The 19611-nt window shown below is 39.3% G+C and carries 22 protein-coding genes; 14 read left to right on the top strand and 8 right to left on the bottom strand.

What is annotated here, in order from left to right; all coding sequences use genetic code 11:
• The first annotated feature begins 137 nt into the window (after positions 1-137).
• Positions 138-893, top strand: coding sequence for a hypothetical protein (locus tag ATK78_RS14250; RefSeq protein ID WP_133576785.1), 756 nt, complete (start codon positions 138-140; stop codon positions 891-893).
• Positions 894-947: 54 nt separating this feature from the next.
• On the opposite strand, the gene ATK78_RS14245 is transcribed toward ATK78_RS14250, so the two are convergent.
• Complete coding sequence (locus ATK78_RS14245; protein ID WP_133576784.1) at positions 948-1802, bottom strand: hypothetical protein; 855 nt, start codon at positions 1800-1802, stop codon at positions 948-950.
• A 143-nt stretch (positions 1803-1945) separates the two neighbouring features.
• Here ATK78_RS14245 and ATK78_RS14240 point away from each other — a divergent pair, with 143 nt between their 5' ends.
• Positions 1946-2266, top strand: coding sequence for a hypothetical protein (locus tag ATK78_RS14240; protein ID WP_133576783.1), 321 nt, complete (start codon positions 1946-1948; stop codon positions 2264-2266).
• On the opposite strand, the gene ATK78_RS14235 is transcribed toward ATK78_RS14240, so the two are convergent.
• Positions 2261-2734 carry a DNA-deoxyinosine glycosylase gene (locus ATK78_RS14235; RefSeq protein WP_133576782.1) on the bottom strand — a complete coding sequence of 158 codons (474 nt, stop codon included), beginning with the start codon at positions 2732-2734 and terminating at the stop codon, positions 2261-2263. The two genes, ATK78_RS14240 and ATK78_RS14235, sit on opposite strands and share 6 nt — an antisense overlap.
• A 52-nt stretch (positions 2735-2786) precedes the next feature.
• Between ATK78_RS14235 and ATK78_RS14230 the strand changes: the two genes are divergently transcribed.
• The 4 genes from ATK78_RS14230 to ATK78_RS22780 are packed head-to-tail and all read left to right on the top strand — an operon-like array spanning position 2787 to position 5132.
• Positions 2787-3521, top strand: coding sequence for a hypothetical protein (locus ATK78_RS14230; protein ID WP_133576781.1), 735 nt, complete (start codon positions 2787-2789; stop codon positions 3519-3521).
• Positions 3522-3558: 37 nt separating this feature from the next.
• Positions 3559-4350: an SUMF1/EgtB/PvdO family nonheme iron enzyme gene (locus ATK78_RS14225; protein ID WP_208112373.1), complete on the top strand. Its 792-nt coding sequence runs from the start codon at positions 3559-3561 to the stop codon at positions 4348-4350.
• 24 nt (positions 4351-4374) lie between these two features.
• The gene (locus tag ATK78_RS14220) at positions 4375-4995 is read left to right on the top strand and encodes a hypothetical protein (protein WP_133576780.1); all 621 of its coding nucleotides are present in this window, start codon (positions 4375-4377) and stop codon (positions 4993-4995) included.
• Positions 4995-5132 (top strand): hypothetical protein, encoded by a 138-nt coding sequence (locus tag ATK78_RS22780; RefSeq protein WP_166664887.1) that lies wholly within the window; start codon positions 4995-4997, stop codon positions 5130-5132. Before ATK78_RS14220 ends, ATK78_RS22780 begins: the two co-directional genes overlap by 1 nt.
• 7 nt (positions 5133-5139) lie before the next feature.
• Here the strand turns inward: ATK78_RS22780 and ATK78_RS14215 are convergent, their stop codons facing one another.
• The 3 genes from ATK78_RS14215 to ATK78_RS14205 form a co-directional block, all read right to left on the bottom strand.
• Entirely contained in the window at positions 5140-5640 is a 501-nt protein-coding gene (locus ATK78_RS14215; protein ID WP_133576779.1) for a VOC family protein, read from the bottom strand.
• 113 nt (positions 5641-5753) lie between these two features.
• The gene (locus tag ATK78_RS14210; RefSeq protein ID WP_133576778.1) at positions 5754-6977 is read right to left on the bottom strand and encodes a tetratricopeptide repeat protein; all 1224 of its coding nucleotides are present in this window, start codon (positions 6975-6977) and stop codon (positions 5754-5756) included.
• Positions 6978-6989: 12 nt separating this feature from the next.
• Complete coding sequence (locus ATK78_RS14205) at positions 6990-9788, bottom strand: tetratricopeptide repeat protein (protein ID WP_133576777.1); 2799 nt, start codon at positions 9786-9788, stop codon at positions 6990-6992.
• A gap of 182 nt (positions 9789-9970) precedes the next feature.
• On the opposite strand from ATK78_RS14205, the gene ATK78_RS14200 reads away from it, so the two are divergent.
• Genes ATK78_RS14200 through ATK78_RS14175 form a run of 6 tightly spaced genes read left to right on the top strand, consistent with a single transcriptional unit; the run spans position 9971 to position 14851 of the window.
• Positions 9971-10477: a GbsR/MarR family transcriptional regulator gene (locus ATK78_RS14200; RefSeq protein WP_133576776.1), complete on the top strand. Its 507-nt coding sequence runs from the start codon at positions 9971-9973 to the stop codon at positions 10475-10477.
• A 39-nt stretch (positions 10478-10516) separates the two neighbouring features.
• Complete coding sequence (locus tag ATK78_RS14195; RefSeq protein WP_133576775.1) at positions 10517-11344, top strand: DCC1-like thiol-disulfide oxidoreductase family protein; 828 nt, start codon at positions 10517-10519, stop codon at positions 11342-11344.
• Positions 11341-12267: a TIGR01777 family oxidoreductase gene (locus ATK78_RS14190; protein ID WP_133576774.1), complete on the top strand. Its 927-nt coding sequence runs from the start codon at positions 11341-11343 to the stop codon at positions 12265-12267. The genes ATK78_RS14195 and ATK78_RS14190 overlap by 4 nt, the downstream gene beginning before the upstream one ends.
• Before the next feature lie 55 nt (positions 12268-12322).
• Positions 12323-13237 carry an SRPBCC family protein gene (locus tag ATK78_RS14185; protein ID WP_133576773.1) on the top strand — a complete coding sequence of 305 codons (915 nt, stop codon included), beginning with the start codon at positions 12323-12325 and terminating at the stop codon, positions 13235-13237.
• Positions 13224-13664 (top strand): luciferase domain-containing protein, encoded by a 441-nt coding sequence (locus ATK78_RS14180; protein ID WP_243732535.1) that lies wholly within the window; start codon positions 13224-13226, stop codon positions 13662-13664. Before ATK78_RS14185 ends, ATK78_RS14180 begins: the two co-directional genes overlap by 14 nt.
• A 41-nt stretch (positions 13665-13705) precedes the next feature.
• Positions 13706-14851, top strand: a complete 1146-nt coding sequence (locus ATK78_RS14175) for a serine hydrolase domain-containing protein (RefSeq protein WP_243732534.1) — start codon at positions 13706-13708, stop codon at positions 14849-14851.
• Here ATK78_RS14175 and ATK78_RS22775 read toward each other — a convergent pair.
• On the bottom strand, positions 14848-15006 hold the full coding sequence (locus ATK78_RS22775) for a hypothetical protein (RefSeq protein ID WP_166664886.1): 159 nt from the start codon (positions 15004-15006) through the stop codon (positions 14848-14850). The two genes, ATK78_RS14175 and ATK78_RS22775, sit on opposite strands and share 4 nt — an antisense overlap.
• A 108-nt stretch (positions 15007-15114) precedes the next feature.
• Positions 15115-15666: a fasciclin domain-containing protein gene (locus ATK78_RS14170; protein ID WP_133576772.1), complete on the bottom strand. Its 552-nt coding sequence runs from the start codon at positions 15664-15666 to the stop codon at positions 15115-15117.
• Between the two features lie 437 nt (positions 15667-16103).
• Between ATK78_RS14170 and ATK78_RS14165 the strand changes: the two genes are divergently transcribed.
• A complete protein-coding gene (locus ATK78_RS14165) occupies positions 16104-17990 on the top strand; it encodes a TonB-dependent receptor plug domain-containing protein (RefSeq protein WP_133576771.1) in 1887 nt (628 codons plus the stop codon).
• Here ATK78_RS14165 and ATK78_RS14160 read toward each other — a convergent pair whose 3' ends face one another.
• Positions 17991-18740 carry a LytR/AlgR family response regulator transcription factor gene (locus ATK78_RS14160; protein ID WP_133576770.1) on the bottom strand — a complete coding sequence of 250 codons (750 nt, stop codon included), beginning with the start codon at positions 18738-18740 and terminating at the stop codon, positions 17991-17993.
• 365 nt (positions 18741-19105) lie between these two features.
• Between ATK78_RS14160 and ATK78_RS14155 the strand changes: the two genes are divergently transcribed.
• Positions 19106-19567 carry a sigma factor gene (locus ATK78_RS14155; protein WP_133576769.1) on the top strand — a complete coding sequence of 154 codons (462 nt, stop codon included), beginning with the start codon at positions 19106-19108 and terminating at the stop codon, positions 19565-19567.
• Positions 19568-19611: the final 44 nt, after the last annotated feature.

Genomic DNA, 19611 nt, shown 5'->3' with positions numbered 1-19611 from the left:
AAACCTGGTTATGTAATTTGAATGATATGGGAATGATCTTTTTTTACCGGGTGCATTATATACATTCTATTTTTTAGGTTAGTAGTCAGGTTATAATTTCTTTAATGGTTACCTTTGAATAAAATTCTTTTGCAGATATGAGAAAGCTGACCATTACATGTATTCTGAGTTTGAGTTTCGTTGTTGTCTTCGGACAGGAAATGAAGGTTGAACAGCAGAAAGTTGTTTCTGATTTCATTTATTACATCAAAAATCAAAAGAAGGAGATCTTAGCGGATAGAGTTTCCTATCCTTTAAAGAGAGAATATCCAATACCTGAAATAAAAAATAAGCAAGAATTTTTAAAGCGTTATACTGAAGTTTTTGATAACGAGTTAATTAAGATGATCGTTAATTCTAAGCCAGCGGTTGACTGGTCTGCTGTGGGATGGCGTGGAATCATGCTTTTGAGGGGAGATGTTTGGCTGGACTATGATGGACGGTTAATTGGTGTGAATCATCAATCAAACGCGGAAAGAAAGAAAAGAGAGAAATTAATTGCGCTCGATAAAAGCTACGTGCATGAGTCGATTAAAGAATTTGAACGGCCTATCGTAGTTTTAGAAACCACAAAATATATCATTAGAATTGATGATATGGGAAGTAATAGCTTCCGCTATGCTGCGTGGAACTTATCGGGTAAAATGAGCGATAAGCCTAACCTGATCTTAAAAAACGGTAAACTTACCATGGAAGGGAGTGGAGGGAATCACAAATACGAGTTTAAAAGTGGTACCTATACCTACACCTGTCCAATTTTTGTTACGGGTGGAAAAAATACGCCACCCGCATTGCTTGTAATTTATAAAGGTGGTAAAGAGATCTTAGCTCAAAAAGCCCAAATCAGAAAGTAATTCCAACAAAAATATCTACTTCAGCATTTGATAGAATATTCCGGTTGCTGACAATCAGTTTGCACAATAATTTGCAGTAGTTGCTGCAGGCTCATTCCCAAGTCTCCTGTTGTTTAAATAGGTAACTATGGATGTATGCCCCAGCGTTCTGGCGAGTTCCTCTGCCGGGAAAATGCCGAAGCTATTTACACGCAGGTAAAAATCAGCACCATTACTGGCCAGCGCGTTTACCATTTCCATATTATTACTCATTACCGCAAGTAACAATGCGGGATAGCTAGAATCATCCCTTCTTTTATCGAGGTTGAATTTAAGCTGCGGATAGCGGGTAATTAAGGCACAGAATGTTGATTTAAGGCCTCCTGAAGCCAATGCACCTATTGCGTTTCCAGCCAGCGTTTTCAAATATAAGGGTAATGTGTAATTGATATCGAACCCTGTTTTTTTGTCGAGCTCATCAAGCATTGCAAATAACAGGTTGTTATAGCCACTGATGTAGAGTGTAGTATTTGTTACCGACCGTCCTTTTGCTAAAAGGAACATCAGATCGGTTTTATCACGATTTGGCATTTCTTTAAAATTATAGCGTTTATCCTTTAAGATGGTTCTGATGGTGATCAGGCATTCTGTGCAGCTTTTTAAATTGCCGGCATTATTGGCTGTAATATATCTGTCAATGGCTACCATTACCGGCGAATTGGTTACGCCAGAACTATAGATGTCGAATGTTGGGTTGTTGGCCAGAAGCACCTCCACCTGGCTGGCATTGCAGGCGCCTGCAAAATACTGAAGCTTCACTCCAGCCGACATCTCTTCCTGTGCGTGAGCAGGTGAAGAGATTGACATCAGGGCTAAAGTTGGAAAAATGTATCCGAATGCCACAAGGAAAATGATCAAGTACTTTTTCATAAAATTAAATATTTTGTTTACACCAAGGTAACTGGTAATCCGTCAAAAATTCATGGGATTAACACCCTAATGGTCACCGTGTTTTTCCAGTTCTGTGCTTAATAGTACAACTCTTGGGGATAACTAGTATATTTGCGCTAATTATGGGTTACGCAAAAGAAAGAGGAAAGCTTGAACAGCTATTAACAAGGATCAATAATATCGGCAGTTACGATGAAAAGAATTTAGCCAATCTGGTTGATGGTCATGAAAAATATTCTCATACCATCAGAATATTAAAGAATAAGGAGCCAGAAACATTTATTAATCTGTATGAGAAAGAGTTGCAGGAAGTAAAGGATGGTAAAAAATTGGTTAAGGAAAGTGATTCGGATGAAGCACGCCAAAATAACTTTACGGTCTATAAAGATGCAGTTATACGTGCTATTGAAAAAACCATTAAAGCCACTAAGGAGTCTTTATAGTATTTTCTTCCATTCTTCCAGTTTCTGATCAAAAGTTTTCCAGGTATTGGCACTGCTTGGTGATGGCAGTGTATCGTACGTTTTAGCGGGGTCCTTAATTACATATTTATCGTAAAAGGCTTCCGCTTTTTTGCTTGCAAAGAATATGGTTTTGATGTATGGATGAGCTGTGTAAAATGCACTGAAGTTATTGGCCACCTCATTTTTAATGTTGTTATCTGAACTTCCTTCACACTCACAAGCTTGTAGTACATCCCATAACGCAATCCCATGATCCAGCAGAAGCTGTTTCCTGGTCTCATAGTCTGGTGTGAACGTTTTGTCAAACAACAAGAACATCATTTTCCAAAAGTGGTTGCCAGAATGGCCATAATATTGCTGTAGTTTTAAAGAGCGGTCGCCCGGCATGGTTCCTAATATCAGGATTCGGCTTTCAGGGCCGGCTATTGGTGGAAATGCTGTTTTCATGTAATTAGGGTACAATTATTGAGATATATCCGGTATGATTAAATTAAGCTCAATGAAATATAAACTGTTAACAATTGCATTATTATTTTGTTCTTCACTTTTTGCGCAGGAATCCGCAGATTACAACCAGAAACAAAGTAAAGAAAGTCTGGCTTATCACGAAGCCCGCACAAAAATTTCAGTTCCACCTTATGGCATCGTAAAAGTGAGGGCAAAAATCGCTAAAATAACCAGTGATACAGAAAATTTAAAGCTTTCAGCGAAGGAATATCTGTCGCTTAGCCTAAAAGAAAAATTTACATACTGCATGATCCATGCAGAGGATTATGATCAGAATTGCGATCCTGTTTTGCCTGTCATTGATGAAGAAAAAAAGATAATGGCGAGTTTGGAAAACCCTTTTCCTGAATTTGCCTGGAGTGAAAGACAGACGGCATTTTTAAATAAAAACCGCGACAGTGTAATGGCACTGGTCAAAGCGTCTGTTTTAAGAAGTAAAAGAATGGGTTTGAATTATAAATTGGCAATAAACGAGATAAATGGATGGGAAATGATCCCCTTTATTATCCAGACGTTTAAAGCCGATCATAAAGATCTGGATCTGCTTACATTGTTGATGAAGCTCATGATCAATAATAACTATGCACCATTTATGCAGTCAGAAACCCATCGCAAGTTATATGGAAATGAAGCCAATGACAGGTCATATATTAAATTCAATAAAGCAAATGAAGATTTGATGCTGAGCAGGGCGAATGATTTTTATCTTAAAATGAAAAAGGGTTAGTGCTATGCGCCAGGTGCTCATCTTTTTGCTAACCAGTATGCAGGTCAGTTTATACGCCCAGCTTAATCTTAATTATGTTGCTGTTCCTGCTGGTGTTTATACCGTTGGGGAAAAAGACCATTTAAAGAATCCATTGAGAAAAGTCAACATGGCTGCTTTTAATATTGCAGTTACTGAGCTTACGAATGCTGATTTTGAGAAATTTGTTCATGCTACGGGTTATAAAACAGACGCAGAGCGGTTGGGTAATGCGATGGTCTTTGAACCCGGCCTAAAAGAATTCAGATGGATCAATGACAGTACTGCTTACTGGAGATATCCAAATGGCATAAGCAGGGGAGGGATTTTAGATAAGATGAACCATCCGGTTACTACTATAAGTTACCGTGATATCCAAGCCTATTGCAGCTGGGCTAAAGTGAGGCTTCCTACTTTTGAAGAATGGGAAATTGCTTCCAGGGCAGGCGATGCTGCTGAACAATATTTTTGGGGCGCAGATAAAACCCAGATTGTAAAGTATGCCAATGTTTGGCATGGTAAAGATCATTTGAAAGCAGACCAATCAGATGGTTTTATGTATACTGCCCCAGTAAAAAGCTTCTTGCCCAATAAATGGGGCCTTTATGATATGTATGGAAATGTTTTTGAATTTTGTCAGGGAGGTTTACCCTCTGATCCTAAAGAAAGAGTCATTGTACATGCCCGCGGAGGTTCATGGTGGTGCAGCAAAAACTCATGCAACTATTTTAATTCTGTAGATATTGGTAACATTAATCCGCGTGCATCATTCAGTAACCAGGGATTTAGAGTAGTGCAGCTAAAACATTAGTTGTTCATATATGTTCTGCCTATAATGATATTAAAGCCCCAACCCATTAATCACCTGCCATGGTCTTCTGTTACAAAGGCAGCACTAACTGCATTCGTTGTATTGTGCAGTTTATCTGGCTGCAACTATCAAAAACATTATTCTGAAAATGATTACTCATTTTACTCAAAGAATTTCTCACTGGATACCCTATCCTCATTAAGGACAGATGGAGTATACATACTTCAAAAAATATGGACAGACAAACAAGGAACCAGAGCTCCTGTAAGCCCAAAAGAGATCTATAAGTTTTATCCATCCGGACAGGTAAACCTCATTGTGGATATAGATCATGTATTTGATCAACAGTCCGATTACGTGGCCGCTTTTAACAATAAGATCAAAGAGAGTAAGGAAAAGAATAGTGCCACATTATTTGAGAGTTATTACAGGCTTGAAAATGACAGGATCGTGATCCAGCGAATGTCCACTCCCAGAAAGCAGTTTGTGTACAGCTATGGTTTACTTAAAAAGGATACTTTAATTATTGTAAAAACCAGTCATTTGGGAAAAGGCAAGATCAAAGACGAATATTTTACAGATTATTATAAGGCCTATTATACCTTTGTTCAAACCAAATCGAATTATACTAAACCCAACTGGTGATGACGCTCTTTTTTCTGTTATTTCTGGTCGTTATTCTGGTCAACAGGGATGAGTTTCTCGAAAAGTCTACCACAAATCCGCTAACACTAAAAAACAAGTTAAATGCGCTGGCCTGGTATTTATCACTTGATAAATAATTTGAAATTAACCTTCGGATGCTTGTTTAAGTTTGGCTATGTCCAGCTTTTTCATCGTCATTAAAGCAGCCATCACACGGCTTGTTTTTTTAGGATCGGAATTCTGCAGCAAATCCGTTAAAACCGTTGGCACAACTTGCCAGGATACACCGAACTGATCTTTAAGCCATCCACACATTTGAATTTCTCCGCCATCAGAAAGTTTATCCCAATAGTAATCAACTTCCTCCTGATCGTTACAATTGATGATAAAAGATATAGATTCATTGAATTTGAACTCAGGCCCGGCATTTAATGCGACAAAGGTTTGTCCTTCCAGTTTAAATTCTATGGTCAGGATTGTGCCAGGTTCCATGCCATGAAATTCTTGCCCTGCATTTCCATATCTGGCAACTCTGCCCTTTGAAGCATTTTTAAAGACTGAAAGATAAAAGTCTACTGCAGGTTCTGCAATATGATCAAACCATAAGTTTGTGCTGATCTTTGAACTGGTAATTCTGTTTTCCATAGGATTTATATTTAGTATCGTAAAAATAAACCTGCTGGATGATTTTTGTAATGGGAAGATGCGACTTTTTTAGGGGCTGTTTGCGACATGTAAATGCCGGAGATTGCATGCCGTTAATCCAAAAACTGTGTCATAAAATCTTTTAGAAACCCATCTTCCATAGGAAATTTAGCAAGTGGAATCGCCAAATTCATTTCCTTAATTAATTTTCCCGCAGTTTCTTCCTGGTCATTTCCTGCTTCATAATTTGCGCGGAATAGAACTGTTGTTCTTATCAGGTCGATTTGAATCAACTCATCACTGCTATTGGGGTTAATGAGCTCAATAAGCTTGTACATCTCTTTTATTTTCTGATTAAAAGAATCCAGGGTGAGTTCAGGCTCATCAATAATGTTTAGTTGCTGTACAAACACCCGGTTTAATGTATAATCCAAAAGGTCCATCGCCAGTTCTCTGGAAAATCCCTTTGTAAAGTATACCGGGTTTTTAAGCCCTCTGGATTGCAGAAGTTTTAGCAGCAACCGGTCTCTTCTATAGAGCACGCCATCATCATAATTTGATTTTGAGACCCATTGAAAAGGTTTGCCATTCTCTAATGGTAAAGTGAATAGAGAGTCTTTGTTAACGGTATATTCCAAGGTATCCAGTGTGGCAACCGGAAGTTTGAAGTCAACAATTTTGTTATTTTGTAAATAACCGGCGTACCAATAGGTGTCCAGGAGTCCGATATCGAAAGTGGCTACATTGGTTCTGTAATTTTCTAAATTTTGGAGATATAACAATGGGTAAGTGCTGTTGTCGCCAGTTGATAAAAGCAGACTTCCTGGTGTGCAGTTATTTAGGGCCAGGCGGGTTGCTGCTAAAGAGAGTTCACTAAAGCCACCTCTTTTTTTGCCTTCTGCAAATGCCCATTTTGCTGAATCAATATCTCCCCGGTACAGATAAGCCATTGCTTGAGACCCCCAGGTTGACGTGATCTTTGAGTAGGGATCAAGGGCCAGTAATTCTCCGGTGTATTTTGGCGAAAGTTTGATGACGGTTTCAAAGGCTTTGCTTACTTTAAGAGCAAGTGCCAGATTGCTTTCTATGATCATTGAGCCATCTTTAATATTTAATTTATCATAAGCATAGCCAAGAAAATAATGTGCTTCTGCACTTAACGGATTAATTTGAACGGCTTTTTCCAGGTGCTTAATTGCATTTTCATAATCCTGATCTACGTATTCTTTTTTAAACTCAGCTTTTCCGGCGCTAAGACTTTTGGCAAAATCTGTTTGTTGTGAATAGGCGGAGGAATAAATTTTGCAGAAGATAAGCAGTGTGAAAAGGTACTTCATATATTGGTGTGTTTATTTTTTATTAGCGTGGGTTTTATCAAGCCATTTTTTTGCAAGTACCGGGTTTTTAGTTGTGCCGGTTCCGGTTTCGTACATTTCGCTCAATTTTAACATGGCATGTTCATGCCCCTGCTCCGCGGCTTTAGTATACCAGGCTATCGCTTCTGTGTAATTTCTCGGTACGCCAGCTCCATAGAAGTAGAATTCAGCCAGATTTAGCTGGCCATTTACATCGCCCATACTTGCCGACTTTTTATACCAGTTTAACGCTTTTGTCACGCTTTTCGGACCCGCCAAACCTTCATGGTACATTGATCCGATATAAAATGTGGCACTGGCATGCCCTTTCTCCGCAGCTTTTAAAAACCAGTTCATTGCTTCTTTGTTGTCCGGGGTGCCAGTCTCACCTTCGAGGTTGATTAACCCGAGATAATACATGGCATCAGCACTTTCAAATGTAATCCGTTTAAACCACTGCGCCGCCTCTGGCAAGTCCTTCTTTTTACCTATGCCGAAGTAATTAAATTCTCCCATATACTGGTTTCCGAGAATGTCTCCATCATCGGCAGCTTTCTTAAACCACTTTAAAGCTTCAGCAGGGTTGGCTTCTGGTTCGCTATAATAGATCTCACCAATTTTTCTTGCAGCAGCCTTTTCACCTAAAGCAGCAGCTTTTTTGTACAGTTCAATTGCCTGTGTCCGGTCTTCTTTTACACCCCATCCGTTGTAATACATGTCTGCTGCATATTCTGCTGCAATGCCGTTTGCAGGTGAGGCTACTTTAAACCATCTCAATGCCTCAAGGTTGTTTTCCGGAGTATCCCAGCCATTAAAGTAAATTAATCCAAGATAATAGGCGCCTTCATTACATCCATTGGCCGAAGCCTTTAAAAACCATTCCCGGGCAGCCTTTACATTTTGTGTTGTTCCCCAGGCATTGTAATAACATTTACCCAATAGGTACATCGATATGGCATGTCCTTTTAACGCGCCTTTTTTATACCAGTTTAAAGCTTCAGGCAGATTTGTTGCTACACCATTGCCATGCAGATACTGACCGCCAATACTCACCATACTTTCTACATTGCCATTGTCTGCAGCCATTTTATACCAGGCAAAAGCCTGATCAAAACTACGCGTTCCAATAGAGCCGGCATAATGCATGTCGCCGATATATTGCATGGCTTCAGCGTCACCCTCTTTAGCTGCCTTTTTAAAAAATTCGTAAGCGCTTATAAAGTCCTTGTCAACAAAATATTTAAGTCCATCTTTAAATGCATCCGTGCTATTTTTGGCAAGTTCAACAGCAGCCCCCTTTTTCTCGTCGTCACTTAAATAGTCATTGCCATTGGCTTCACGGCCAGCATAACGTATTGTTGAGATCCTGAACCCGGTTTTTGCAGCCAGATTTACAAACGAACCCTGCATTTGCTCCGCTTGTTCCTTCGTAGAATAATAGCCCATTAATGTAACTTCTCCCGGTTTAAGTGCGCTGATATCGCCGGATATAGTGCTCTTCGATGGCCATTTTCCCTTGTAGCGTGCTAAAGGAAAAACATTGGTTACAAATACGGTGGGTTCGTTCTCGCCAATAGATCTCCGGTCTAAAATGTAAGAGAAAAAGTAAAGTTCCTTAATACCTGATTCTGCTGAAGTTTGAGGAATACCTCCGTCAGGAAATTGATCCAGAAAGTTCATCCGCAATTCCTGTGTCAGTGCTTTTTTCTGCTCCTCTAACTTTGTACGCTCTGCAGCCCTGGCCCTTCTCAACTCATCTCTTGCTTCTTTTGCTTCCTTATCCGCTTTGATGCTGTTAAATATGGCCCCAAATCCAACTATTGCTTGTCCAAGTGCATTTTCTGACGCTCCTGATCCGGTAAATAATACTTCTTTTGCGGCCTGTAAATTATTGTTCCTGGCTTCAGTTAGTTCCTGCACCTGCTCGTTAATGGCACTTGATTTTGCTCTGAACTCCGCTTCAAGCTCTTGTACTGATGAATAATTTCCGCTAAGTTCTGTAAGATTATTTAATCCTGTTTTGGCGTTCTGGACTGCTTTAGCTGCATAATAGCTAGTCATGAGGTTTGCTGACTGTGTTTCAGTCTTCCTATCGCTTTCTGCAATATCGCTCCAAAATTTATCGTTTTGCTTTTTTAAATTCTGATTTACCTCTGCAGTAAACGATGCATTTGATCTGGTAGAATTGCCGTTGTTTTGTGAAGTAGAGGTACTTGTATTAGATTTAACTATTGTGGGAGTAGGTTCTTTTTCAGACTTTGTAACCGTTTGCTCCGGTACTTTAGCTGATGTACCGGATGCGGTATTGGTTCTTGCAGGTTCTGCTTTAGTTTTCTCAGGTTCAGTTTTGGCGGCTGTTGCCAGTCTGATATCTGAAAATTCATACTTCAATTCTTTAAGTAAGGTATAACTGTTTCCGTCTTTTAACCTGCAGTCCTTAAAATTATCGCTTCCGCTGTTATAGGTATAATCATTATCTTTTTCTGGTGTAAATTTTCCATTGGGCGGCAGATATACAAATTTGTTGAGCCCTATGGTCAGTTTCTTCTTACCCACACAAGCCAGATCCAGATCAACAGTCATTACAAGCCTGTAGGCATCATTGGTATTGTTGGTTATGGTGAAGAAATATTCTTCAAAGCCAACGCCCCAGTTCTTTTGTATACTTACGGTAAATCTCTGGTCAATCTGTGCCACAGCAATATCTTTTCGTTGGGCAAAAGAGTGGAATCCTGCGAATTCTGATAGAACAGTGAAGATTACTGCGTAAAATCTGATGCTTTTATTGCTCATAGTTACAGGTAAAAATCCTATAAATATTGAGCAGGTGCAATAACCGTTTACGGGGATTTTGCCTGCTTTCTATTTTTCGAGCGCATTTAAATGAGTTATCTGGTTCATCATTCCACGATGAAGTAATTGTTATTAAACTTTCAAAAAGTTTTGAAAGTTTAATAATATGTGTACATTTGTACATGGAATTAGCAGAAGCAAAACAAAAGTTCATTGAGTCATGGGGTAAACTGGGCTCTGAGTGGGGTATAAACCGGACCATGGCACAGGTTCATGCGCTTTTATTGATCTCGCCAGAGGCTTTAACAACGGAAGAGATCATGGAGACTTTAAATATCTCCAGGGGAAATGCCAATATGAACCTCAGAGATCTGATCGGTTGGGGCTTAATTGAAAAGCAGCATAAGGCAGGTGAGCGCAAGGAGTATTTTTTTGCCGATAAGGATACCTGGAATATTGCAAGGCAGGTTGCCAAAGAACGGAGAAAAAGAGAACTGGACCCGGTATTAAAAGTATTGGATGAATTGTCAAAAGTTACCGGTGATTCTAAAGATCCTGAATTTAGAACCTTTTCTAAATCCATCACCGACATTAATAAGCTGGCGAAAAATGTAGATAAAACATTAGACACGATGCTCAAGGCAGAAGAAAGCTGGTTTTGGGGATCTCTGTTTAAAATATTTAAATAACCATTCGTACTCCGAATCTTTGAACTAAATACATACGTTATGAAAACTTTAGCCAACCACCAGATCCTATTTGATGCTGAATGTCCGATGTGCAGAATATACACCCGTGCGATTGTAAGCAAGGGCATTTTAGATCAGAAAGGACGTATGGCATATCAGGATCTTTCTGAACAGGCTTGTCCGATGGTAGACAGGCAGCGGGCGGCTAATGAAATTGCGCTGGTAAACCAGGAAACAGGCGAAGTTACTTATGGGATTCACAGCCTTTTTAAAGTTTTTGGAGTGGCTGTTCCTGCACTTAAACCACTTTTTGCATTTAAGCCTTTTGTTTGGTTAATGAGCAGGCTTTATTTTTTTATTTCTTACAACAGAAGGGTGATCATTCCTGCAAAATACACACATACTGCCGGCCAGATCCAGCCTGCATTCAGATTGGATTATAGAATAGCCTATTTACTGATCACCTGGTTTATTACCGCCTTTATACTTTCTGCTTATACTACCTTGATGGCTGGCCTTTTACCATCAGGGCTCAGCAATCGGGAATATCTGGTCTGCGGCGGGCAGGTGTTCTTTCAGGGCATCATTATTTACTTTCTTTATAAAAACAAAGCCTGGGATTATCTTGGCAACATGATGACCATCTCTTTTGCCGGTGCTTTAGCCTTATTGCCTGGCTTAATTGTAGCGGGCTTTACAAAACTTGATCCGATCTTTTATGCGGTGTGGTTTATGGCGGTGGCCGGCGCCATGTTTTTAGAACACATACGCAGAACCAGGCTTTTAGAACTGGGCTGGACCTTAACATTTACCTGGTTATTTTATCGTGTTGCCATTCTTTTACTCATCCTTACACACTTATTATGAAATACAGGAAAATAGTGCTGGCCGGAGGTAATGGTTACCTCGGCCGTGTTTTTGCCAACTACTATAAACACCTTGCAGAAGAAGTAATTATTCTGAGCCGCAAAGAAAAAAAAGATACCGATACAATTAAGACCATAGTATGGGATGGGTGTAATGAAGGAGAATGGGTAAAAAGTCTTGATGGTGCAGATCTGCTGGTCAACCTATGTGGTAAGAATGTAAATTCCAGGTATACCAAAGAGAATCAGGCAGAAATAATCAGTTCAAGAATTATTCCTACAACGCTATTAGGTAACGTAATCGGAAAGCTTCAGGATCCTCCAAAGCTCTGGATCAATATTACTTCTGCAACAATTTACAGGCATGCTGAAGACCGTGCGCAGGATGAAGAAACCGGAGAAATTGGCTACGGGTTTTCTATAGATGTTTGCCGGAAATGGGAAAATTCATTCTTTGATACCAATACCCCGCTTACGCGTAAGATCGCTTTGCGCATGGGGATTGTACTTGGCCGGTCTGACGGTGCCTTTCCGCGCTTGCTCAACCTGGTTAAGTTTGGAATGGGCGGTAAGCAAGGTGATGGGCAGCAATATGTATCCTGGGTCCATGAACAGGATGCTGCCAGATGTACCGAGTGGTTAATTCAGCACGAAGAATTGCAGGGGGTAATCAATTGTACCGCACCTGAAGCTGTAAAGAATACTGATTTGATGACTGAAATCAGAAAGGCATGGGGAATTCCGTTTGGGCTTCCGGCACCGGCCTGGTTACTGGAAATTGGTGCAGCAATGATTGGAACAGAAACCGAGCTGATCTTAAAAAGCAGGTGGGTATATCCCAAGCGGCTTCTGGATACTGGTTATTCCTTTCTTTTTACAAAATCTGCACATGCCATCAAAGATATATTGAGCATCCGTTTGTAACCGCAAAGATCAATTCTATACTTTTTAACCGCGTTAAATAACTCATTCTCAAATTATGAACCTTAAATTTTACAGATCTGCCTTATTAAATGGTATCGTTGTATCCAATTTTTTTGCCTTTGCTATTATTGGCCTGAGTAAGTATTTTGAAGCTCAGGTATTGGGAACTTTAGTTGCTTCTGAATTTATAATTATACCAGTGCTGATGGGTATAATCAGTGCCTGGTTTTGGAGAAAGCTAGACTTAAAGAACAAAGCGGTAACCGGGTATTCCATTATCAATGGCTTTGTGGCCATACTCTTGAGCTACTTCTTTTTAGGTGAAGGAATAATCTGTCTGCTGATTGTATCCCCACTTATTTTTTCCTTTATACTGATCGGGTCCTTTTATGGGAAAAGGGTTTTCAAGAAAAAAAGCCAAACCTTAAACATCAGTATCGTTTCGCTGCTATTATTGGTTTTTGTTGCTGATTCATTGTCTGAGCACAATTATGTAAACCTTGTTGCTGATAAGATGGTTATCAATGCACCGCCGGAAGTGGTTTGGAAAAATGTAGTTGCCTTTGAAAAGATCAAACAAAAAGATAAATACTGGTTATTCAAAATTGGGATGCCAAGTCCGATGGAAACTACAGTAGATGGTTATTACGAAGGTGCCGGGCGAAAATGTATCTTTAGCAACGGCTATATATTTGATGAGAAGATAGTTACCTACAAGCCGAATGAAAATCTGACCTTCGATATTACCGGGCAGCCTCTTGATCCGGAAATTATGGGCCACATTGATATCATCCGCGGTCAGTTCTTGTTGAAAGACAATGGCGATGGTACCACAACGCTCACGGGCAACAGCTGGTATAAGCTGTATGTATTCCCTGCCTGGTATTATGATCTTTGGGCCGAAAGCATTACCAGAAATGTTCATTTAAGGGTGATGGATCATATTCAGGAACTGAGTGAAGCTAAATAAGCTGTTTTCTCTTATCGTAAGATACTTCAGTTTTCTTAAGTTTATTCCAGGACTGCCGCATATATTTGATCACCTGATCAGGGTTTGGTTGTTTTTTGTGAACCCCGGTTTGCTGGACCTGATGGACGAGATCGAATCAGACGTGATGAGCCGGGAAGGGGCAAGCGTTGGTCTGCATAAATACGGAGGACTTCAGTTTAATTATTATGGTAAGGAAATAGGTCATTTGCACAGCAATGGACTGCTTGATATTTTATTTGACCGTAAAGTAAAACAAGAACTGCTGCTGGAAGGTAAAATCAATCATCATCATGTTTTTAAAAACTCCGGGTGGATCAGCTTTTACATTCAGGATGCCGGAGACATGAATTATGCTAAAGAATTATTGAGCATAGCTTATGAAAAGAAAAGTAAGCACCTTCTTTAATTCAAAAAACTTATATTTAGTAAATTGTTATAACTCCAATTATGGTTCAATCTGCCTTAAAATATCTTGTAGCCTTTTTTATGATCATATCCATTTCATCAGGTAGTTATGCCCAGGCAGAAAAGGCAGAATCAGAAATTCAAAGCATGATGAAACGACTTGATGTGGTAGGACTGTCCGTTGCTGTGGTAAAAGAAGGAGCAATCGTGTATACCCATTCTTTTGGGTTAAAAGATAAGGAGAGCAATACACCACTTACAGATCCTACGATCTTTAGAATTGCATCTATTTCTAAATCTTTCTCTGCCACGTCGATCATGCAGCTGATAGAGGCTGGAAAATTATCACTTAAAGATGATTTTAGTAAATTGGCAGGGTTTAAAGTGCGAAATCCTAAATATCCGAAAAGGGTAATCACGCTTAAAATGGTGCTTTCGCATACATCGAGTATAAATGATAAAGAAGGTTATTTTAACCTGGATGTGATCAATCCCGATAAAAACCCAAACTGGACAAATTGTTATAACGATTATGAACCTGGAAAAGGTTATCAATATTGTAATCTGAATTACAATATGATCGGTACGATCATCGAAAAGTTATCAGGAACGCGTTTTGATCAATATGTTAAACAACATATTTTAGATCCGTTGGCTTTATATGGCGGGTATTGTGTAGATTCTTTGGATAGCAGCCTGTTCGCAACGCTATATGAATACAATGCTGCTTCAAAGAGTTTTACGCCTTCTTTGGCGGCTTATACACCACGCAGGGAAGAAATAAAGAATTATGTGATGGGCTATAGCACGCCTGTATTTTCTCCGACCGGAGGAATGAAGATCTCTGCCGGGGATTTGGCAAAATACATGACGATGCACATGAATCAGGGTAGCTATAATGGCATTAAGATCATCTCTAAAAAGAGTGCTAAATTAATGCAGACTAAAGTTTCTGATGATGAAGGCTATGGTTTGGCAATCCGTACAACAGACGATCTGATTCCCGGAAAGATAATGAAAGGGCATACCGGTTCCGCTTATGGACTTTATAGCGCCATGTTTTTCCAGCCTAAAGAAAAGTTTGGCATTGTTGTGATCACCAATGGGTGTAACCCAACCTATACAAGGGATATTAACGATGTATTGAGAGCAGCAACAAATATTTTGTACAACAATTTCATAAACTAAAGTATAATTTCCATTTGAATGTTACACCGTTCATAAGGTGAAGGAATTCCGGTATCCGCTTCTTCCATCTTAAAGTAGGTTGTAATCCAGTCCTCATTGAGTTTCCTGAAGTCCGTCTTATACTCCGGTTTGTAAGCTATAATCTCTACATCCATTTCTATTTACGTAATTGATTACGTAAATGTGTGCATAGTTTTTAAAATATCAAAAAAGCCTGGTGCAATTTGCACCAGGCTTTTAAAATTTAAAGGAATTACAGATAATTAATTCGGCATTAAAACGGTATCAACAACATGGATTACCCCATTCTTTTGCATTACATCTGCAATAGTAACGGTAGCCATTCCGCCTTTTTCATCTTTTAATACCAATTTACTGCCATCCATCCAGGCCCATAATTTACCACCACTGACTGTAGTAAATTCTGCTTTTCCATTTCCTGCTTTAATTGCTTTTGCAATGTCTTTAGAAGTCATTTTTCCGGCAACAACATGATAGGTCAATACTTTAGTCAGCATATCTTTATTTTCTGGTTTCAGTACCATTTCAACAGTACCTGCAGGTAGTTTGTCAAATGCTGCATTTGTTGGAGCGAACACGGTAAACGGGCCAGCTGATTTTAAAGTTTCTACTAATCCGGCAGCTTTAACAGCAGCAACAAGAGTGGTATGGTCTTTTGAGTTTACTGCATTGTCAACAATGTCTTTATTGGCATACATGGCCGCACCGCCAACCATTGGATTTTTTTGTGCGTAAACTTGTGAGGTGCATGCCAAAGCTACTAAGGCTACAACAGATAGAATAATTTTTTTCATAGGTTTTTTGTTTCTTTAACCCATCTACGAAGTAAAAAATAGACCAGATTCATTTAAAAATGAACTGCTTACTCTTAATTCGTGTTGCAATTTTAACATCTGATTGGGGATGGTTTGCGTACCAAATACAACGGCTGCCCACACAGACAGCCGTTGTAATCTTAAAACCAAATAATCTATAAACCTAAATAACATTGCTTCAGATATTCTGGAACAGTTAGAAGTTGCTGTTATTAGTTGATATAAATTTACGGACAAATAATTCCGGTTAAACAATGTATCGGTAAATGGATTAATTTTCCCGGTTAATCAAAAAAAGCAATGGTTACAGCAGATAAATTCGCTTTAAGACACTTCTAAGGCCTGGTGAAAATATATCTGTGCTTTATACTTTAAAGCCTATATATTTGCCCCTCCAAAAATCAAACGATTTGAACATGTATAAAATTATCATACCAGTTATACTGTTTGCAGCCAGCACGGCTGTTCATGCACAGCAACAGAAAGAGAACGGGGTAAAAGACACAACAAGTAATCTGAATGAGGTAATAATTAAAGAAAACAGGATCCAGTTGCCTTTTACCAAACAGAACAGAAACATTTGGATCATCGATAAGGAGAAGATCAGGAGTTTGCCAGCAAGATCGGTAAGTGAATTGCTAAGCTATGTGTCCGGGGTTGATGTTCGGCAGCGTGGCCCGGGCGGCTCGCAGGCAGATATCAGTATAGATGGTGGTACCTTTGATCAATCGCTGGTACTGATCAACGGAATTAAAGTATCAGATCCTCAAACTGGCCACAACATGATGAACCTGCCCATTGGTATTGATGATATTGATCATATTGAGGTACTGCGCGGATCTGCATCCAGAATCTATGGGATCAATGCATTAACAGGAGCAATAAATATTGTTACCCGCAACGTACAAACCACTGGAGTATCAGCCAATTTGTTTTCTGGAAGCAGTTTTAAAAAGAGCGAGGTTACAGGCAGTACGTATGCCAATTATGGAATACGTGCCAGTGGAACTTTGGCACTTAACAGATCATCACATCTGTTATCTGCATCGCAGGAAGCTGGAAATGGTTACCGCTACAATACTGCATTCAATAATCAAAAGATCTATTACCAGGGAAAGTTAGCCGTAGGTAAAACGGATGCGTTTGATATCAGTGCAGGTTATACTCATAATAATTTTGGTGCCAACAGTTATTACGCTGCCCCGGGAGACAAAGAATCTGAGGAGACCGTTAAAACAGCGCTTGCTTCAGTGGCGTACACCGCTAAAATAAGTGAAGTATGGACGCTCATACCAAGGCTTAGTTACCGGAACAATGTAGACGATTATTTATATGTTAAGCAGACGCCAGACAAATTCCATAATCTTCATGAAACGAATATCTTTAATGCGGAACTAAACAACACCTTTGACACAAAAATTGGGGTTTTCGGATTGGGCTTAGAAGCAAGAACAGAAAAGATCAATAGTACGAATCTTGGTAAAAGAGACCGCAGTAACACAGGTATATTTGGTGAGTATAAATTTGAACCCGTAGAACGTTTATTGATCAATGCTGGTGCCTACGCCAATCACAATTCTGATTATGGATGGCAGGTATTTCCCGGACTGGATGCCGGATATAATTTTTACGGTAACTGGAGGTTATTTACCAACCTCGGTACCGGACAGCGCTTACCTACCTATACCGATTTGTACTATAAAGGGCCAACCAATATTGGTAATGACCAGTTACAGCCAGAGAAATCTAAATATGCAGAAGGCGGACTTAAGTTTAATACCACAAAGCTGGCCTTAAATGCAAGTTATTTTGTCCGTACCATTGATCATTTTATTGATTGGGTAAAAACAAATCAAACGGATCCATGGCAGCCTCAAAACTTTAGTAAAGTAACCACCAGGGGGATTACATTAAGTGCAGATTATACACTAACCACAAGTGCTGCAAGTGCATTGACAACTGCCAGGATTGGTACTTCTTACACCAATCTTGACCCAAGCTTTAAAACTACAATAGCCAGCGCAAACTTTTCACGTTACGCATTAGAGAGTTTAAGAAATCAATGGAGCGGTATTTTATATTCCGAGTTTTATAACCGGGTTTCTTTAACGGTGACCGCAAGGTATAATGAGCGTATAAACTATAAAAAATATACGGTAATGGATGTACGTTTGGCTTTAAAACAAAAGCATTACAGCATCTATGCAGATGGCGCCAACCTGTTCAATGTAACGTATATTGAAGCCGGCGCAGTACCAATGCCGGGATCATGGTTTACGATTGGGGTAAAAACAAATATCTAGTTATTTTAGGATCTTAGCCAGTATCTCTTCTTTCTTTTGTCTTGAAATAGGGATCTGGCTATTGTCTTCCATCGATAAATATCCTCCATCCTTTTTAACGTAAGCAGAGATTTTCTTATAGTTGATCAGGTGCGACTGGTGTGTTCGCAGAAAATTATGGTTCTCCAGTAATTCATGGTATTCTTTCAGGGTTTTGCATACCAGGTATTTTTTGCCGCCTGTCAGGTAAATGTGCGTATAATTGCCTTCTGCTTCCAGCCTGATGATGTTGGCAACTGCTACAAACTCGATCTTATCGGTCAAAGGAATTGCAATGCGCTGTTCATCTTCAGCACGATCAATGTTTGCAATCAATTCTTTTAAACGGATGTTTTCTTTTTTAGGTGCAATCTGGCGGATTGCTTTTTCTACAGCACTTGTTAATTCCAGAATATTAATTGGCTTAAGTAAATAATCAATGGCGCATGATTTAACAGCCTGGATGCCATACTTGTCGAATGCAGTGACAAATATGATCTCAAAATTCTGATTTCCATTTAGCGACCTCAATAAGTCAAAACCAGATTCAGTACCCATTTCTATATCCAGAAAGAGCAGGTCAATTTGATGTTGATTGATCAGCTTTAATGCGCCTGTTGCAGAAGAGGCTTCATCCAAAATTTTAATGGAAGGACAATATTCATGAAGGAGCTGACGTAAATTATTACGCGCTTTTGTTTCATCGTCAACTATAATACAATTTATGATCATGATCTAATCTATCGGGATGGCAAGAATGGCTTTATTTCCTGTAAAATTTATCCCTAAAATAGGCTTTATTGTCAATTCGGCAATGGCATCAAATCGTATTTAATGGCTTTGCCTGTTCTATAGCTTCTCTTAATTGAGATTTGAGGCAAACTACAGAAACATGAACTTTCCTGACCTGGTTATTGATTAACAAGCACGTTTCACTTAGTATTTGGTAGCTGCGCAATCTGGAAGATGATGGGTTAATATCTTTTTGTTCATTTCATTCATTTTACAATTTGTTGCGCTAAATCTATGAAATAGACTTAAGTTTTGTTTACTTTGGGAATAATTAATTTAATTTTAGTTCCTAAACGCTTGCTTCTATGATAAAAGATGTAAAAAGTATTCCTGCCAAAGTAAATGAACAAGAAGTTCTAACCTTATTAAGAGCAGGTAATTATGCCAGTTTTGCTGTATTTTATGAGGCATATGCACCTTTGTTAATGGGCGTAATTTTAAGGACAGTTAAGACAGGCCCCATTGCAGAACGTGTTTTAGAAGAAACATTAGTTATGATTTGGGCTTCTATTGATCAATACAATGAATCTAAAGAGAGACTATTCACCTGGATGGTTAAAATAGCGAAGCAAACGGCTGCGCCGCACCGGGTAAACGGACAGGCTGAAGTTACTATTGGCTTAAAAGATCTCGCAGAAACAGACATTCTTGAACTCATTGTCCTGAAAGGATACACCATTGCAGAGGTAGCTTTTATTCTGGATACAGATCCGGACACAATCAGCTGCAGATTAAGAGCTGCCGTACAGTCCTTCCGAAAAATGTAAGCCTGAAATTAATTCTTAATCAACTGTTTTTTAGTTTATTAGTT

This window comes from Pedobacter metabolipauper (assembly GCF_004362715.1).
GTDB lineage: Bacteria > Bacteroidota > Bacteroidia > Sphingobacteriales > Sphingobacteriaceae > Pedobacter > Pedobacter metabolipauper.
Note: the sequence above shows the minus strand (reverse complement) of the source record. Positions and strands in the feature narration are given on the sequence as shown.

Excerpts from the sequence above, each read along its gene's own strand:
- ATK78_RS14250 (WP_133576785.1), top strand. The coding sequence starts at position 138 with ATGAGAAAGCTGACCATTACATGTATTCTGAGTTTGAGTTTCGTTGTT.
- ATK78_RS14245 (WP_133576784.1), bottom strand. The coding sequence starts at position 1,802 with ATGAAAAAGTACTTGATCATTTTCCTTGTGGCATTCGGATACATTTTT.
- ATK78_RS14240 (WP_133576783.1), top strand. The coding sequence starts at position 1,946 with ATGGGTTACGCAAAAGAAAGAGGAAAGCTTGAACAGCTATTAACAAGG.
- ATK78_RS14235 (WP_133576782.1), bottom strand. The coding sequence starts at position 2,734 with ATGAAAACAGCATTTCCACCAATAGCCGGCCCTGAAAGCCGAATCCTG.
- ATK78_RS14230 (WP_133576781.1), top strand. The coding sequence starts at position 2,787 with ATGAAATATAAACTGTTAACAATTGCATTATTATTTTGTTCTTCACTT.
- ATK78_RS14225 (WP_208112373.1), top strand. The coding sequence starts at position 3,559 with ATGCAGGTCAGTTTATACGCCCAGCTTAATCTTAATTATGTTGCTGTT.
- ATK78_RS14220 (WP_133576780.1), top strand. The coding sequence starts at position 4,375 with ATGATATTAAAGCCCCAACCCATTAATCACCTGCCATGGTCTTCTGTT.
- ATK78_RS22780 (WP_166664887.1), top strand. The coding sequence starts at position 4,995 with ATGACGCTCTTTTTTCTGTTATTTCTGGTCGTTATTCTGGTCAACAGG.
- ATK78_RS14215 (WP_133576779.1), bottom strand. The coding sequence starts at position 5,640 with ATGGAAAACAGAATTACCAGTTCAAAGATCAGCACAAACTTATGGTTT.
- ATK78_RS14210 (WP_133576778.1), bottom strand. The coding sequence starts at position 6,977 with ATGAAGTACCTTTTCACACTGCTTATCTTCTGCAAAATTTATTCCTCC.
- ATK78_RS14205 (WP_133576777.1), bottom strand. The coding sequence starts at position 9,788 with ATGAGCAATAAAAGCATCAGATTTTACGCAGTAATCTTCACTGTTCTA.
- ATK78_RS14200 (WP_133576776.1), top strand. The coding sequence starts at position 9,971 with ATGGAATTAGCAGAAGCAAAACAAAAGTTCATTGAGTCATGGGGTAAA.
- ATK78_RS14195 (WP_133576775.1), top strand. The coding sequence starts at position 10,517 with ATGAAAACTTTAGCCAACCACCAGATCCTATTTGATGCTGAATGTCCG.
- ATK78_RS14190 (WP_133576774.1), top strand. The coding sequence starts at position 11,341 with ATGAAATACAGGAAAATAGTGCTGGCCGGAGGTAATGGTTACCTCGGC.
- ATK78_RS14185 (WP_133576773.1), top strand. The coding sequence starts at position 12,323 with ATGAACCTTAAATTTTACAGATCTGCCTTATTAAATGGTATCGTTGTA.
- ATK78_RS14175 (WP_243732534.1), top strand. The coding sequence starts at position 13,706 with ATGGTTCAATCTGCCTTAAAATATCTTGTAGCCTTTTTTATGATCATA.
- ATK78_RS22775 (WP_166664886.1), bottom strand. The coding sequence starts at position 15,006 with ATGGATGTAGAGATTATAGCTTACAAACCGGAGTATAAGACGGACTTC.
- ATK78_RS14170 (WP_133576772.1), bottom strand. The coding sequence starts at position 15,666 with ATGAAAAAAATTATTCTATCTGTTGTAGCCTTAGTAGCTTTGGCATGC.
- ATK78_RS14165 (WP_133576771.1), top strand. The coding sequence starts at position 16,104 with ATGTATAAAATTATCATACCAGTTATACTGTTTGCAGCCAGCACGGCT.
- ATK78_RS14160 (WP_133576770.1), bottom strand. The coding sequence starts at position 18,740 with ATGATCATAAATTGTATTATAGTTGACGATGAAACAAAAGCGCGTAAT.
- ATK78_RS14155 (WP_133576769.1), top strand. The coding sequence starts at position 19,106 with ATGATAAAAGATGTAAAAAGTATTCCTGCCAAAGTAAATGAACAAGAA.